Below are 16,565 nucleotides of genomic sequence, written 5' to 3' on the forward strand. Positions count from 1 at the left end.
AGCTGATAGTCCTGCAACAAAACAGGGCCGCGCTCACCCGCAGTCAGGGAATTCTGGTTATCCGGGATCGGTGCACCAGCACTTGTCGTCATAATCGGACGGTCTGCCATGGGAATTTCCTTCCTAAAAATCGTTTGTGATCCTACATTCAGCTTGGATTCTGACCTTGGACAGCCCCGCCGCATCATGCCTACTGGATAATGAACCCAGTTTAGACTAATTCTAAGTATAATCTCCAATTGCTTTTTTTGTTATTATTGATAAGTTTTTCCTATCATGTTTACAGTTCGCCAAATGCGCTACTTCGATGCGCTCGCCAATACGCTGCATTTTCGTAAAGCTGCAGAGCTTGCCCATATTTCGCAACCCGCCCTCTCAGCACAGATTGCTGAAATGGAAGCGGTGGCTGGCGCTTCGCTGTTTGAGCGCTCTCATCGCACAATCATTATGACAAAGCTTGGCCGCGAGTTACTCCCCGGCATTCGGGCCATTCTCAAAGAGCTTCACGCGATGGAGGAAATCTCTGCGCAGAGCAAAGGCCTGCTGCAGACCCAGTTGCGACTGGGGATTATCCCAACCGTTGCTCCATATATTATCCCGCATCTCATCCCACTGCTGGCCGAGCGGCACCCGTCTTTCCGTCTGCAATTGCGCGAAAGCATAACGGCAACGCTTCTTGAGGAGCTTCATTCAGGTGAGACCGACGCTGTCATTGCAGCTTTGCCAATCGTGGATGATCGGCTTACGCATCAGAAACTTTTTGATGATCGTTTTCTGATCGCCACGTCAAGCAATGATCAGACGGTATTGTCTTCGACCATGACGCAGGATGATGCGGCGCTTGATCGCCTGCTGCTGTTGGAAGAAGGCCACTGTATGCGTGATCAGGCGCTGGCGATCTGTTCTCGGCCATCCCAGCGGCAACTGGTAAAATATGGCGCAACCAGCATGACGACACTTTTACAAATGGTCGCCCATGGAATGGGCCTGACGCTTATTCCGGAAATTGCTGTTCATGCGGAAACACGCAGCAACACTATGCGCATCGTTCCGTTTGATGGGGAGCAGCCCAAACGGGAAATCGCACTTTTCTGGCGCAGGCAAAACAGACGCTTCGATGACTTTCGCGCACTTGCAGATTGCATTGTCGAAAGTGCATCCGGCCTTCTCATTGATGACGATAAAATGAAGGCACTCTCAAAATAAAAGGCGACCTCAATGAGGCCGCCCTGATGAAATGCACGTCCGATATGATATTACATACCGCCCGGATAATTCGGGCTTTCACGGGTGATGGATACGCCATGAGAATGGCTTTCACGCAAGCCCGCATTGGAAATGCGAACAAAGGTTGCCTTGTCGCGGAACTCTTCCAGCGTCTTGGCACCGACATAGCCCATGGAGGCACGCAGTCCACCGGCAAGCTGATGCAGAACAGCTGAAATCGGTCCTTTATAAGCGACCTGACCTTCAATGCCTTCCGGTACAAGCTTCAGCTCATCACGCACTTCCGCCTGAAAATAGCGATCTGCCGAACCGCGCGCCATCGCACCAACCGAGCCCATGCCACGATAGGATTTGAACGAGCGGCCCTGATGCAGATAGACCTCGCCTGGGCTTTCTTCCGTACCCGCCAGCAGCGAGCCAGCCATGGCAGCAACCGCACCAGCGGCCAGCGCCTTGGCAAAATCGCCGGAGAACTTGATACCGCCATCAGCGATAACCGGAATGTTATGCTTGTGCGCGGCTTCAACTGCCGACATGATGGCTGAAAGCTGCGGAACACCAACACCGGCGACAATGCGCGTGGTGCAGATGGAACCCGGCCCGATGCCGACCTTGACGGCATCCGCACCGGCATCGATCAGCGCCTGTGTTCCGCCAGCCGTTGCAACATTGCCGGCCAGAATGGCAACATTGGGATAGGCTTTTTTGATTTTCGCAACGGCATCAAGAACGCGCTGTGAGTGACCGTGAGCGGTATCGACAACCAGAAGATCAACACCCGCATCGATCAGACGTTCAGCACGCTCGTAACCGTCTTCGCCAACGCTTGTGGCAGCAGCAGCGCGCAAACGGCCTTGCGCATCCTTGGCGGCATTCGGGTTAAGTTGCGACTTTTCCATGTCTTTGACGGTTATCAGGCCAACGCAGCGGCCCTTGTCGTCAACGACCAGCAGCTTTTCAATACGATGCGCATGTAACAGTCGCTTCGCTTCGTCTTGGCGCACGTTTTCGCGCACCGTAACCAGGTTTTCGCGCGTCATCAGTTCATAAATCTTCTGCGCTGGATCAGAGGCAAAACGCACATCACGATTTGTCAGGATACCGACCAGTCGTCCCGGACCCTTGCCAGCGTTTTCTACAACGGGAATGCCCGAAATACGGTGCGCTTTCATGAGCGCCTGTGCATCGGCAAGCGTTGCATCCGGCCCAATCGTGACAGGGTTTACGACCATACCGGATTCGAACTTCTTGACCTGGCGGACTTCTTCGGCCTGACGTTCAGGTGTCAAGTTACGATGAATAACGCCGATACCGCCCGACTGCGCCATAGCAATGGCGAGACGTGATTCTGTGACGGTGTCCATGGCAGCTGAAAGCAGCGGCAAATTAAGCTCAATATCTTTGGCAATACGGGTGCGCAGATCAACCTGCCCCGGCATCACCTCTGAATGGCCCGGCTGCAAAAGAACATCGTCGAATGTGAGAGCAAGAGCTCCGGTGGAAGATTCTACGATTTTAGCCATTGCCAATTCCTTTACCGGGTTTACCGAATGAGCAAAGCCGCCTCTCCGGTAAGAAACCGGGAGCAGCGACTGCGCTTCGTTGCGTATTGAATTGGCACCGGCTGGTAACATGCTTATGACTGATTGGAAAGTCTTTTGCGGACAAGTTTCAGTTACTGATAACGATTTTCATGATAAACCCGCCGCCATATTCTTTAAATTTCGCCCAAAGGGGGCAAAATGCGTAAGGCATATCAACGAATCCATCTCATTCGTCGCTCACGCGCAATGTGGATGTCTCCACGATTGTGGAAGCCCCGCCTCGTTTTCTGGTGTGGCGCGATTGCAATTGGTGTTCTCAGTGTGGCCTTCGCGGAAGCCGCCGACATTGCACAGGGTTGGTTCAAGAGTCTGACCGATGGCCAAACCAGCCCATGGCGGGCCTGGTTGCCACTGTTGATCACGCCCTTCGGCTTTATGCTATGCGCGTGGATTTCAATGAAATTTTTTCCCGGCTCCGGCGGCAGCGGCATACCGCAGGCAATTGCAGCGCGGCACCTCAATGACCCAAAAGACCGAACTTTGCTGCTCTCGATGAAAATCGCTTTCGGCAAAATCCTCCTCACAATCGTCGGGTTGTTTTCTGGTGCTTCGATTGGACGCGAAGGTCCGACTGTGCAGATCGGTGCGTCGATCATGCTGTTATCTGCACGTATTGGCAGCTTGGAACACGCGCGTGGACTTATCCTTGCGGGCTCTGCGGCAGGCATTGCTGCGGCTTTCAATACGCCGCTTGCAGGAATCGTCTTTGCCATTGAGGAAATGGGGCGAGCCTATGCAGCACGAACGAACGGGCTTGTTCTGTCCGCCGTCATTCTTGCAGGTCTTGCCTCGCTCGGCCTTGTTGGAAACTATAACTATTTCGGTCTTACGACCGTAACTGTTGTAAGCCGCTTAGACTGGATTCTGGTCATTCTGTGCGGCGTGATCGGGGGTGCATTTGGCGCAACATTCAGCGCTCTTGCGCTCAATCTGACCAACCGTATCAGGCGTCGTGTACAAAAAGCACCGCTGTGCGACACAGTCATTATAGCAGGCATTTGCGGCCTGCTGATTGCCGTGATTGGTATTGCATCGGGAGGATCAACCTTCGGCACCGGCTATGATCAGGCTCGCAGCGCCATTGAAGGGCTTTCCTTGCCACCACTTTATTTCCTTGAGAAATTCATCGCCGGACTTCTCTCAATGGTTTCGGGCATTCCGGGCGGCATATTTGCCCCATCACTGTCGGTCGGCGCAGGCCTTGGCAGCACGATAGGTTTATTGCTTGGCACCAGCATCAGTCTCGCTGCCGTTCTTGGTATGGCAGGATATTTTGCAGGTGTCGTGCAAGCACCAATGACAGCCTTTGTGATTATTCTGGAGATGACCGGCAATCATAACAATGTTATTCCGCTTATGTGTGCATCAATGCTGGGCTACGGCACAGCAAGACTTATATCGCACGAGCCACTTTATCACGCTCTTTCACGTATATTTGTGGCAGATGTCTTACGTCTGCGCCGGGCACAGAAGAAGAGTGTATTAACTGAGTAATCATCAAATGGGGGGAGAACAGCCTATGGACAGGCGCGCGTTTGCAAAAGGACTTGCAGGGTTTGGAACAATGCCTTTCATTGTCGGCTCAGCGGCAGCAGCACAACGAGGGGAACAGAGCATGCTGGAACTCATGGGGGGGAGCATCACTGATGTTCCGGGACTAAAGCTGGGCCATCATACGCTGACAAAGCGCCCGACCGGCTGCACAGTTCTTCTTTGCGAAGAAGGGGCTACGGCAGGCGTCGATGTCCGCGGCTCGGCACCCGGCACCCGTGAGACTGATCTTCTGGACCCCATCAACCTTGTGCAGAAAGTACAAGCGGTCATGCTTTCGGGCGGCAGCGCCTACGGGCTGAATGCAGCAACTGGGGTCATGCGCTATCTCGAAGAAAGCAAACTGGGATTTGCAATCAGCAAAGGCGTGGTTCCAATCGTGCCGGCTGCGGTTTTGATGGATTTAGGCGTCGGCGATTTTTCCATTCGTCCTGATGAAGAAGCGGGCTATCTCGCCTGCAAGGCGGCAAAAAGCGAACCCTCCGCCGAAGGCAATATTGGCGCCGGTGCAGGCGCATCCGTCGGCAAAATGTTTGGCATGGACTATGCGATGAAGGGCGGTTTAGGCACCGCAAGCTATAAAGTACCCGGCACCGACGTTGTGGTGGGGGCGATTGTTGCCGTCAACGCGGTCGGTGATGTCTATGCACCCAATTCGCAGCAGATTCTTGCTGGCGCACGCAATGAAGACGGCAAAGGTTTCCGCAATATCATGGATGCGATCATGCAGGGCCGCAATGTCGTCAAATCGGGTGGCGCCAACACGACAATCGGTGCGATTGCCACCAATGCGCCCTTCAACAAGGCAGAACTCAAGAAAATCGCCGGCATGGCGCATGATGGGTTTGCCCGTTCGATCAATCCGATCCACACAATGTGGGATGGCGATACAATCTTTGCGCTCTCGACAGGCAAGGCAGAAGGGGTGGAAGCTGATGTCACGGCCATTGGTGCGATTGCGGCAACTGTGATGGCACATGCAGTCGCCCGCGCAGTTGTGCAGGCAGAAAGTCTACCCGATCTCAACCTGCCCGCGCATCGCGACTATGTTTAAAGGCATGTCCCCCAAAAGCGGCTCATCCTTTTGGGAGACATATTTTAAATTGAAAGCTCTCAATAACCACATGAACATCCAGCAATTGAAACAGTCAGCAATATAAGCGATAGAAAAGGCAGCCTCTATAAGGCCATTATATTAGCAGTAGATTGATTTTTATCTGGAAAACAGGCTCGGACAAGGCATGACAGGCAATTCCCTCAAATTCGGCACAAGCGGCCTTAGAGGTCTCGCAACAGAACTAAACGGATTGCCTGCCTATGCTTATTCGCTGGCATTTGTTCAGATGCTGAAATCCAGAGGAGAGCTGACTGCGGGCGAGCGCGTTTTTGTCGGTCAGGATTTACGCCCATCAAGCCCCGATATTGCGGCCCTCGCCATGGGCGCAATTGAAGACGCTGGCTTCACGCCCGTTGACTGCGGCGTGTTACCGACCCCCGCATTGAGCTATTTCGCAATAGCACAAAATGCACCCTGCATCATGATTACCGGAAGTCATATCCCAGATGACCGCAACGGCTTGAAATTCTATCGCGCCGATGGCGAAATCGACAAAAATGATGAGACAGCAATCAGCGCTGCCTATGCTGCCCTGCCCGCTGACCTTGCCACAAGAAAAGCGATGAACCTGCCTGTAAGCACTCAGGCAATGGATGCCTATGCCGCGCGCTACATCAAGCTGTTTGGCGTAGACAGTCTCGCGGGATTGACAGTCGGCGTCTATCAGCATTCCTCTGTGGCACGTGATCTTTTGATTAAAATACTGGATGCTCTTGGTGCTGAAACAGTGGCGCTTGGTCGATCCGATATTTTTGTGCCGGTCGACACAGAAGCCCTGCGTACAGAAGACATTGAGCTGCTATCGCAATGGGCAACTCAGACTTGTTTTGACGCGATCGTTTCAACAGATGGTGACGCAGACCGCCCGCTGATTGCCGATGAGCAAGGGCATTTTGTGCGCGGCGATCTCGTCGGTGCGATCACGTCTGCATGGGCAGGCGCAGACACAATCGTAACGCCTGTCACCTCCAATACAGCGCTTGAGGAATGCGGAAAGTTCGCTCACGTTTTGCGCACACGCGTCGGCTCGCCTTATGTGATTGCCGGAATGCAGAAAGCTTTAAGCGACAATGCAAAACGCGTTGTCGGTTTTGAAGCCAATGGCGGCGTGCTGCTCGGCAGCACCATTGAGAAAAACGGCCAGCCATTAACAGCCCTCCCAACCCGCGATGCGCTGCTGCCTATCCTTGCATGTCTGAGTACCATCAAACAGTCGCAAAAGCCGCTCTCCGAAATTGCGAAAAGCTACGGCTTCCGCATCGCATTGAGCGACCGTTTGCAAAACGTCGCACAAGAAAAGACTGCTGCCTTTCTCTCGGTCATTACGCAAGAAGAAGCGCGCCTGCGCTTGTTTCCATTAACGGACGCAGTTATTCGCCTTGAAACAATTGACGGTGTGAAACTGTTTTTTGCATCCGGCAACGCAATCCACTATCGCGCCTCCGGCAACGCGCCAGAACTGCGCTGCTATGTGGAAGCCGCGACCGAAGAACAGGCCGCACAACTTTTGACCATGGGACTTGAGATCGCCCGTAAAGCAACGAAGGATGCCAACAGCAAATGAGCTTTATTCCGGTTATCATCAGTGGCGGTTCTGGTTCCAGACTCTGGCCGCTTTCGCGCGACGCCCACCCAAAGCCTTTCATCGAACTGCCCGATGGCGGCACGTTGATTGGAAAGACCTATGCACGCGCATCGCATCTTGATGATGTCGAACAGATCCTTACGGTTACGAACCGCGATTTCCTGTTTCTGACGCTTGATGCCTATGCGGATGCGGGCGCACGCAAAATCGAAAACACATTTCTGCTTGAGCCGCTTGGCCGCGATACAGCTCCTGCTGTTGCCCTCGCAGCTCTTCAAGCCGCTTCAACCTATGGTGCCGACGCAACTTTGCTCGTTATGCCTGCGGATCATCTCATCGAAGATGAAGCTGCATTTGGCCAAGCCGTTCTCAAGGCACGCAAGCTTGCAGATAAGGGCCGCATCGTCACTTTCGGCATCGTTCCCGATCACCCGGAAACAGGCTTTGGCTATATCGAAGTCAATGGCGACGATGTTTTACGCTTTGTTGAAAAACCGGACGCCTCCACCGCGCAAAGCTACGTCGAAAGCGGCCGGTACTATTGGAATTCCGGCATGTTCTGCTTCAAGGCATCAACGATGATCGACGCCATGCAAAGCCATGCGCCCGATGTGCTTGCCGGTGTAAAGGCAGCCCTTGAGCACGCGCGCCATGGCCTGAACGGCGAAACCAAAACGCTCGAAATCGCCCGCGATGCGTTTGCAGCAACGCCTGCAATTTCCATCGACTACGCCGTCATGGAAAAGGCTGACAATATTGCCTGTGTTCCGGTTTCCTGTGGCTGGTCGGATATTGGGTCCTGGGCGGCGATGGCAGACCTGATTACACCAGATGCGAATGGCAACCGCTTACGCGGTGAAACTGTACTTGAAGACACGACCGATAGTTTTGTCCTGTCAGAAACCCGGCTTGTAAGCCTCGTCGGTGTTCACGATCTCCTCGTCGTCGATACGCCGGATGCGCTTCTGGTCGCCCATCGCGACAAGGCGCAGGACGTTCGCAAAGTGTTCAACAAGTTGCGCGCACAGGGCCATGAAGCAGCCAAGCTGCATCGCACAGCCCACCGTCCATGGGGAACCTATACGGTTCTTGAAGAAGGCGACGGCTTTAAAATCAAGCGTATTGAGGTTAAGCCCGGCAGCCGCCTCAGCCTGCAGGCGCATCACCACCGTTCCGAACACTGGATCGTGGTTTCCGGTACAGCCAAGGTCGTCAATGGTGAACGGGAAATCCTGCTGACCACCAACCAGTCCACCTATATCCCATGCGGTTTCAAACACCGTCTGGAAAATCCCGGCATTCTGCCGCTGGTTCTGATCGAAGTGCAGAGCGGCGAATATCTCGGTGAAGACGACATTGTTCGCTTCGACGATATTTATGGGCGGACATGATCAGACTGATGGCGAATTAGCGGTTCTTCGCAAAAGCGAATCCGCTATAGTCACATCATGACAATCCGGCACTTAAGCGAAACCATTATCAACCAGATTGCTGCTGGCGAGGTGATTGAACGCCCCGCAAGCGTAATCAAAGAACTTGTCGAAAACGCCATCGATGCAGGGGCAACCCGCATCGAGGTTGTAACAGCTGGCGGCGGCAAGACACTTTTGCGCGTCACCGATAATGGTTCAGGAATCGCCGTCGATGAACTGCCGCTGGCAGTCTCGCGCCATTGCACCTCGAAGCTTTCCGATGATGTGAACGATATTCGTGCACTGGGCTTTCGTGGCGAGGCATTGCCGTCGATTGGCTCTGTTTCAAAACTCTCGCTGAAATCACGTCCACAGGATGCGGAATCAGGCTTTGAAGTTGCCGTTAACGGCGGACGTCTGGAAGGCCCGCGTCCCGCCGCCCTTAATCGTGGCACCATTGCCGAAGTGCGCGATCTTTTTTATGCAACCCCTGCCCGTCTCAAATTTATGAAGACGGACCGTGCAGAAGCCACCGCGATTACCGACATTGTCAAGCGGATTGCCATCGCCTTTCCACATGTGCGTTTTTCTCTCGCCGGCACCGATCGCACGCCACTGGACTTGCCAGCAACGGGCAGCGGCGCAGACGCAACGTTAGAACGTATCGGGCAGATTCTTGGCAAAGAATTTTCCGAGAATGCGCTTGCAATTGACGCCGAGCGCGATGGTGTTCGACTTGCTGGCTTTGTTGGCATCCCCTCATTTAACCGCGGCAATGCGCTACACCAGTTTGCCTATGTGAATGGCCGCCCGGTGCGCGACAAACAGATTTTTGGCGCATTGCGCGGTGCTTATTCCGACGTGATTGCACGTGACCGGCATCCGGTTGCAGTGCTTTTTCTCACGCTTGATCCGGCGCTGGTGGACGTAAACGTGCACCCCGCTAAAGCCGATGTGCGTTTCCGCGATCCTGGTTTGGTGCGCGGCCTCATCGTTGGCGCAATCAAGCAGGCACTCGCGCAATCGGGCATTCGACCGGCAACCAGTGGTGCGGAAGCCATGTTGCAGGCATTTCGGGCCGAAGGCTTCCAGCAGCGCCCGGCAGCAAACACTTACGCATCGCAGAACTGGCGCACAACGCCTCCTGCCCCCCGCACCGAGTGGTCGCCGCAAACCGCACACCCTGCCCATAAGCCACTTGATTTTGATCATATCCCCGCATTTCGCGAGGATACACAGGCGATTATTGAGACTTTTTCGCAGCCGGCAGCCGATGCGCGCGCAACAATCGCGCAGGCACCTGTAGAACTGATGCAGAAGCCGCTGGGGGCTGCACGCGCGCAAATCCATGAAAATTACATCGTCGCACAAACAGAAGACAGCCTCGTCATTGTTGACCAGCACGCAGCCCACGAACGGCTTGTCTATGAGGCACTGAAAAATGCCCTGCATGCGCGTCCCATACCCGGACAAATGCTGCTCATTCCTGAAATCGTTGATCTCACGGAAGAGGATGCGGAGCGACTCGCAACCCATTCCGAAACGCTTGCACGATTTGGTCTTGGTATCGAACAGTTCGGACCCGGCGCGATAGCGGTGCGCGAAACGCCTGCCATGCTGGGCGAAATGAATGTGCAGCAACTCATCCGCGATCTCGCCGATGAAGTTGCAGAACATGATACATCCGATGGCCTCAAAGCCATGCTCAACCATGTCGCCGCGACAATGGCCTGCCACGGTTCGGTGCGTTCGGGGCGGCGCATGAAGCCCGAAGAAATGAATGCGCTGCTGCGCGATATGGAAGCAACACCCGGTTCAGGCACCTGCAATCACGGACGTCCGACCTATATCGAACTGAAGCTCACCGACATTGAACGATTGTTCGGAAGGCGCTAAAGCATGTCGCGCAAAAGTGGAAACCGCCTTTGTGGGCAAATCAGTCCACCAGGCTGATTTCCATTCCCGCTACGATCCGAGAACGCCATGCGTAAAAACAAGAAGGTCGAGCGAGCCTATTGGGTACGATTAAGCGCGGCACGCTCTAGACGATGACGCTGGCACTTGATAGATTTCCGTATCAAGGAATTACACAATGAACAGATTTGAATCACCCCGCTCTTCTCAAGCCGTTCTGCGCTATCTCGATGGCGATTTTGAAATTGTGCAGCACGGTTCTTATGTCGTCTGTGCTGTGTCTAGCGCGCATATCCCGCTCGACGAGCTGAAATACTGGAGCGTGGCGCGGCAGGAGCCCTATGCGACGGGACTTATTTCTTACGAGCGTGAGCTCGAACTCAATCCGGAATTGCGCAGCCGCAAGAAGGCTTGATAATCAGGCGATTGAGCGGGCTTTGAACCGCTCAACAGCCGTATCGAGAATTTGGCGCAGCGCATCCTTGCGCTCAAATTGCAGATCGACATCAAGCACAGCCAACTGACTGATGAATGCGTGCGGCACGCTGCTCATGGTGGCAAGGCGAACATGGTCCTTGGCAGTGGTGATCAGTCCAAGGCCAAGCTTTTTCGCGGTTTCAACCAGCGTGCGGATATCATCCGGCTGATAGCTGTAATGGTCCGGGAAGCTTCGCGTTTCCTCCACACTACCGCCTGCCTGCTCTACACTTGCAAAGAACTTGGCAGGATTGCCAATGCCTGCAAAGGCCAGCCAGCGTTTGCCTGCAACGTTTGATGAAGAGGATGGCAGCAATTGCGCTTCATAGACAGCTCGTCCGGCACGCGATGCCTGTCGCACCACGAAATCTGCCTCGCGCGCCTTGCCAATGCGCAGCAGCGCATCGGTTTTGCGCATCTGGTCCGTCAAAGATGCCCTTAATGGCCCTGCCGGGATCACCCGCCCATTGCCAATACCACGCGTGGAATCGACCACCAGAAGTGAAAAATCGGCATGAAGGCGTGCGCTCTGAAAACCATCATCCATGATGATAAAATCGCAGCCACGCTCAATCAGTTCCAAAGCCGATTTCAGCCGATCCGGGCAAAGTGCAACCGGCGCGTGGCGCGCCAGTAAAAGCGGTTCATCGCCAACATGACGCGCACTGTCATTGGAGGGATCGACAATATGCAACCCGGTATAATTGCCGCCGTAACCGCGGGAAACAATGCCGGGGTGCAAGCCGCGCTCCTTTGCGGCCTTGGCAAAGGCAATCGCAGTGGGGGTTTTGCCTGCGCCGCCCACTGTGAAATTGCCGATGCAAAGCACAGGCGCTGCGATTTTGGGAGGTTCAGCATGGAGAAGCCTGCGGCCCGCAACAGCGCCATAGCCCCAGGATAGCGGAGCAAGTGCGTATGCCCGCCAGTCAGGCTTTCCCCACCAGAAGGGCGGTGCCTCGCTCACCATGATCAGATGCCGCCGTTGATAAAGATCGCATCATTGCGATTTCCCGGCAACTGCGCTTGCAGCACCAGCGGCTGGATAAAAGGCTCCAGTGAATTTAGTGTGCGGTTGAGTGCGCCGCGCATGTCTTTCACGGTATCCGAACCGGCATTGATCATCGTCTGCAAATGCTGCGGATTGTTAAACAGGAAATTGATAGCGCCAGCCAGCATATTGCGGTCTTTCACAACACGCGCACCACCATTTTTGATGAGACGCTGGAAAGAATCGCGGAAATTCTGCACATTCTTGCCGGTCAGTACGGCTGTGCCCATCATCGCTGGTTCAAGCGGATTATGACCGCCTTCCTTGGTCAGTGAATTGCCAATGAATGCAATATCCGTCAGTTGCAGATATAGCCCCATTTCGCCAATCGTATCACCAAGCAAAATATCTGTATCGGCTGCAATCATATCGCCACGGCTGCGCGCTGCGACCTTCAAGCCCTTTTCGCCAAGCATTGCCTCAATGGCGGGAGCACGGTTGGGATGACGCGGTACAATGACCGTCACCAGACGCGGATAGCGAACTTTGAGCATCTGATGCACTTCGGCAGCGATTTCTTCCTCGCCGTCATGTGTCGATATAGCTGCCCAGGTGCGGCGCCCACCAATCTGGTGCTGAAGTGCAGCCAATGCCTGCGGATCAGCAGGAGCAGGCGCGGTATCAACCTTGAGATTGCCGGAAACGCTGACAGGCCGTGCGCCCAGCGCGCGGAAACGATCTCCGTCAAGCTCGGACTGCGCAATCACATGCGCGAAATTTTCAAACAAGGCTTCGGCCAGTTCGGGGCGCTTCTGCCATGCTGTAAAAGAGCGGTCAGAAAGACGACCATTCACCAGAACCTGTGGGATATGCCGTGAGCTGAGTGAAAGCACGGTCGCAGGCCATATTTCGGATTCACAGCCAATCGCCAGATCCGGCTTCCAGTGATCAAGGAAATTATTGACCGCCGGTTGCAGATCAAGCGGCGCATATTGATGAATCACCTGACTGCCAAGCAGATCCGCAACAAGTTTGGCAGATGTCACAGTGCCAGTCGTCATTACAATATGGATGCCCGCCGCGGCAATACATTCAATCAGCGGAGCAATCGCAACCGTTTCACCCACACTTGCTGCATGCGCCCAGATAACGGGGCCCTGCGGTCTGGGGATAGCGGTCTTGCCGTAGCGCTCTGCACGCCGCAAACGTTCTTCCTTGCCGCGCGAAGCACGATAGGAAATATATGTCCCGATGAATGGGTAAGCGGCAGAGCCGAGCATACGATAGGCCGACAACATGTTTCGTGCCCAACGTTCACTCATTTCATTGCCTCCAATGCGGCATAGGCTTTGATCGTCGCGTCATTAAGCTGGCGCGTCAATTCCATGCGCTTTTCTTCCAGTTGTGCCTCGTCGGCATTTTCATCCACCCAGACCGGCTCTCCGCAAACAATCATCGAGCGGCCAAATGGCAACGGAATAGTGGTCTTATCCCATGTCTTATGCAAAACATGATTCCGCGAAAAAGCATATGCAAAAGGCATTATTGGCCGACCGGAGAGTTTGGCCAGCAAAATAATCCCCTCGCCTGCTTCTCGCGCCTTGCCATGAGCAATATCGGCAATCATCGATGCCGATTGTCCCTTTTTCAGCGCATTTTTCAATGTCAGAAGTGCACGCGCGCCACCTTTTTTCGCCGAATTTCCTTCGCCACGACCACCAGAGCCCCGCACAGTTATAAAGCCGAATGTCTCGGCAATACGTGCATTAAGCTCCGCATCCGCACTGCGTGAAAACATTGCCACGACTTGAAGATCGTGCGGGCGCACCACAGGCGCCATAATGTGCTGGCCATGCCAGAAGGTTATGATGGAGGGACTGTGTTCACTCAAAAGACCTTTTATATCCGCAGACCCTTTAAGGGCCGGATTGGTCAGGTGCACGAATTTCAGATAGCCGGAAATCAACTGCACCAGCGCAGATTTGACAAATGCAGAGCGCGCCAGCGGGCCGCGAATGCGGCGCCACACGCGCTTGGCAAAGCCATCCGAGCGGCTGCGCGCATCGGCTTGCGATGCGCGCTCTGTTTCGGCCACCTGATCTTTATGCGGAGTGGACAAAAGCGTTTATTCCGCCTTCAGGTCCACGCCTTCCGGGTCCAGCAAGCGGTGCAGATGGACGATGAAATAACGCATATGCGCATTATCCACGGTCTGCTGCGCCTTCGACTTCCATGCAGTCTTTGCAGTTTCATAATCCGGGTAGATTCCGACAATATCGAGATTGTCGAGATCGCGGAACTGAACCGTTCCAAGCTTGGTCAGCTCACCGCCGAACACCAGATGAAGAAGCTGCTTTTTGTCGCCTTCGGCACTCATATGATCATTCCTTGAAACAAACCCGTTCGCCGCATGATTAGCTCAATGGCCAGTCCGCGACAACACTCAACATTTCCTGCAAAAGGTTTCCACTCGACGCCACCAGCGCGCCATGTTGCAGCGTCTGCCCACCATAAATGAGCGGTCGGGCATCATGGTTCAAGAGCGCACCACCCGACTCACTCAAAATGAGGTCTGCCGCAGCCAAGTCCCAATCATGAGAATTGGGCCGAATGAAGGTACCAGCAATATCCCCACGTGCAACCATCGCGATACGATAGGCCAGTGACGGGACATAGGGATGAAGAACCGCCCTGTCGCGCCAGCTTTCAGGCATAACGTCAACCATTCTCCTAGCGGAAGCGATTGAAATTTTTTCATCAACAGGCGGCAGCCGGGTTTGAATAGGCATACCATTCTGCGATGCGCCAAATCCCTTGCCAGCCTCAATCACCTCATTAAGTGCAGGGCATTGCAACACACCGGCAATTGGCTTTCCGTCTTCAACAATGGCAACACTGACACACCACTGCGCCTGCCCGTTGATGTAACCGCGCGTTCCATCAATCGGATCAATCACAAAGGCACGGCTTCGCACCGCAGCGGCGCGATCATCGGTCGTCTCTTCTGAAATCCAGCCATAATCGGGGCGCGCTTCGAGCAGCACGTCCTTGAGATAGCGATCAACCGCAAAATCTGCTTCGCTGACGGGAGACTGGCCGTCTTTCATCCAGACTTCCGGCGACTGGCCGAAATAGCGCATAGCGATGCGGCCAGCCTCCCGCGCTGCGTGACGCAGGAGTTCCAGCTCGTTCTGAATATCTTTTCGTTTCTCAATTTCCGGCAAGGGTCATGCCTTCAATTACAAGAGTTGGGGCGGTCATACCAAAATTCCGATCAATATCGGAGGCGGGAGTCATGTTGAGGAACATGTTCTTCAGATTGGATGCAATCGTCACTTCGCTGACCGGATAGGCGAGAGTGCCATTTTCAATCCAGAAGCCTGACGCGCCACGGCTATATTGACCGGTGATCATATCGACGCCCTGACCAAACACTTCCGTCACATAAAACCCTGTACCGACCGAGCGGATCAACTCTTCCGGCGATTGGATACCCGGCTCAATGGCAAAATTTGTTGAGGCAGGCGAAATATGTGAACCTGAACGCACGCCACGCCCATTGCCCACAAGGCCCAGTTCACGCCCACTCGAACCGGATAACAGCCAATGGTTCAGCACACCGTTTTCAACCATGGTCAGAGCCTGACCCTCAATGCCCTCACCATCGAATGGACGCGATGAGGCCCCGCGAATACGCAGTGGGTCGTCGGTGACGTTGATTCCTGCTTTTAAAATCTGCTTGCCGAGACTATCGCGCAGAAAACTTGTCTTGCGCGCAACCGAAGCGCCATTGATGGCGCTGGCAAGATGCCCCGCGATACCACGTGCCAGACGCGGATCAAAAACAACGGTCACGGGACCGGTTTTGGCCTGCCTTGCGCCCAGACGGCGCACAGCACGCTCACCAGCACGTTTGCCGATATTTTCAGGCGTATCGAGATCAGCAAAATGAAGGCGCGAACTAAAATCATAGTCACGCTCCATCTTCGTGCCCTGACCTGCAATTGCAGACACAGAACGACCAAAGCGCGTTGCCGCATATTCCCCTGAGAAGCCGGATGAAGTGACGAGTACCAGTCCGCCCATGCTGCGCGATGCCCCCGCACCGCCTGAATTGGTAACACCGGCAACAGCGCGTGCAGCCGCTTCGGTTGCCAACGCATCTTCTGTAAGGCGGGCAGTGTTAATCTCTGTCGCGTCAAACAGATCAAGATCACGTGGTGATTTTACCAGCAGTGCCGGATCGGCCAATTGTTCGAATGGGTCCTCCAGGGCAACGCGTGCCATGGCAACCGCCCGCTCCGCCAATTGCATTGGATCACTTCCAGCGTTGGCCGAAACACTGGCGATACGACGGCCGACAAATACGCGCAGAGAAAAATCATCGCTCTCCGACGATTCGGTTCCCTCAACCTTGCCAAGTCGGACAGAAACGCTCACCGAGCGCGCGCGGATCACAACTGCGTCAGCATGATCAGCCCCTGCGCGCTTCGCAGCTTCAACAAGACGGGCTGCGCGATCGACGATTTTTTCCGAAGAATTATTTGAAATCATTACATTATCCAAGTCCACAGGGGCCTAACTTAACCAGACTGGCAACCACGATATATAACCAACCGTAACGGGAGTTTGCGAAAATATCGTCAAATCGTTCGACATCAGACTGATTAGAGCCATATCTTGCTTCTAT

15 protein-coding genes are annotated in these 16,565 nt (G+C 54.3%); 7 read left to right on the top strand and 8 right to left on the bottom strand.

The features are described from left to right. Nucleotides 1-110 (bottom strand): catalase (locus ABE530_RS13290; RefSeq protein ID WP_499694877.1); only part of this gene is annotated, 110 nt, incomplete at its 3' end. Nucleotides 111-276: 166 nt separating this feature from the next. Here ABE530_RS13290 and ABE530_RS13295 point away from each other — a divergent pair. Beyond that, nucleotides 277-1,206, top strand: a complete 930-nt coding sequence (locus tag ABE530_RS13295) for a hydrogen peroxide-inducible genes activator (RefSeq protein ID WP_265986140.1) — start codon at nucleotides 277-279, stop codon at nucleotides 1,204-1,206. Between the two features lie 50 nt (nucleotides 1,207-1,256). Here ABE530_RS13295 and guaB read toward each other — a convergent pair whose 3' ends face one another. Then, a complete protein-coding gene (guaB, locus tag ABE530_RS13300) occupies nucleotides 1,257-2,750 on the bottom strand; it encodes an IMP dehydrogenase (protein WP_265986139.1) in 1,494 nt (497 codons plus the stop codon). Nucleotides 2,751-2,969: 219 nt separating this feature from the next. Between guaB and ABE530_RS13305 the strand changes: the two genes are divergently transcribed. From ABE530_RS13305 to ABE530_RS13330, 6 genes are all read left to right on the top strand, one after another. Next, on the top strand, nucleotides 2,970-4,325 hold the full coding sequence (locus ABE530_RS13305) for a chloride channel protein (RefSeq protein WP_499694807.1): 1,356 nt from the start codon (nucleotides 2,970-2,972) through the stop codon (nucleotides 4,323-4,325). Nucleotides 4,326-4,350: 25 nt separating this feature from the next. After that, nucleotides 4,351-5,436, top strand: coding sequence for a P1 family peptidase (locus ABE530_RS13310; RefSeq protein WP_499694808.1), 1,086 nt, complete (start codon nucleotides 4,351-4,353; stop codon nucleotides 5,434-5,436). Between the two features lie 187 nt (nucleotides 5,437-5,623). Beyond that, a complete protein-coding gene (locus ABE530_RS13315) occupies nucleotides 5,624-7,063 on the top strand; it encodes a phosphomannomutase (protein WP_499694809.1) in 1,440 nt (479 codons plus the stop codon). Further along, on the top strand, nucleotides 7,060-8,475 hold the full coding sequence (locus ABE530_RS13320; RefSeq protein ID WP_499694810.1) for a mannose-1-phosphate guanylyltransferase/mannose-6-phosphate isomerase: 1,416 nt from the start codon (nucleotides 7,060-7,062) through the stop codon (nucleotides 8,473-8,475). The genes ABE530_RS13315 and ABE530_RS13320 overlap by 4 nt, the downstream gene beginning before the upstream one ends. A gap of 57 nt (nucleotides 8,476-8,532) precedes the next feature. Continuing rightward, entirely contained in the window at nucleotides 8,533-10,392 is a 1,860-nt protein-coding gene (gene mutL, locus ABE530_RS13325; protein ID WP_499694811.1) for a DNA mismatch repair endonuclease MutL, read from the top strand. 196 nt (nucleotides 10,393-10,588) lie between these two features. Beyond that, the gene (locus ABE530_RS13330) at nucleotides 10,589-10,825 is read left to right on the top strand and encodes a DUF2093 domain-containing protein (protein WP_265986133.1); all 237 of its coding nucleotides are present in this window, start codon (nucleotides 10,589-10,591) and stop codon (nucleotides 10,823-10,825) included. A 3-nt stretch (nucleotides 10,826-10,828) separates the two neighbouring features. On the opposite strand, the gene lpxK is transcribed toward ABE530_RS13330, so the two are convergent. From lpxK to ABE530_RS13360, 6 genes are read right to left on the bottom strand one after another with little or no spacing between them, the layout of a single operon-like run. Beyond that, nucleotides 10,829-11,854 carry a tetraacyldisaccharide 4'-kinase gene (gene lpxK, locus ABE530_RS13335; protein WP_499694812.1) on the bottom strand — a complete coding sequence of 342 codons (1,026 nt, stop codon included), beginning with the start codon at nucleotides 11,852-11,854 and terminating at the stop codon, nucleotides 10,829-10,831. A 2-nt stretch (nucleotides 11,855-11,856) separates the two neighbouring features. Then, a complete protein-coding gene (gene waaA, locus ABE530_RS13340; RefSeq protein ID WP_265986131.1) occupies nucleotides 11,857-13,197 on the bottom strand; it encodes a lipid IV(A) 3-deoxy-D-manno-octulosonic acid transferase in 1,341 nt (446 codons plus the stop codon). Next, entirely contained in the window at nucleotides 13,194-13,970 is a 777-nt protein-coding gene (locus tag ABE530_RS13345; RefSeq protein ID WP_265986153.1) for a lysophospholipid acyltransferase family protein, read from the bottom strand. Before ABE530_RS13345 ends, waaA begins: the two co-directional genes overlap by 4 nt. Nucleotides 13,971-14,000: 30 nt before the next feature. Continuing rightward, on the bottom strand, nucleotides 14,001-14,252 hold the full coding sequence (locus ABE530_RS13350) for a DUF4170 domain-containing protein (RefSeq protein WP_265986130.1): 252 nt from the start codon (nucleotides 14,250-14,252) through the stop codon (nucleotides 14,001-14,003). Nucleotides 14,253-14,289: 37 nt separating this feature from the next. Then, nucleotides 14,290-15,099, bottom strand: a complete 810-nt coding sequence (locus ABE530_RS13355; protein WP_499694813.1) for a 3'(2'),5'-bisphosphate nucleotidase CysQ — start codon at nucleotides 15,097-15,099, stop codon at nucleotides 14,290-14,292. Beyond that, nucleotides 15,086-16,429, bottom strand: coding sequence for a TldD/PmbA family protein (locus ABE530_RS13360; RefSeq protein ID WP_499694814.1), 1,344 nt, complete (start codon nucleotides 16,427-16,429; stop codon nucleotides 15,086-15,088). Before ABE530_RS13360 ends, ABE530_RS13355 begins: the two co-directional genes overlap by 14 nt. Nucleotides 16,430-16,565: the final 136 nt, after the last annotated feature.

The organism is Brucella sp. TWI559 (genome assembly GCF_039674265.1).
Lineage (GTDB): Bacteria > Pseudomonadota > Alphaproteobacteria > Rhizobiales > Rhizobiaceae > Brucella > Brucella chromiisoli.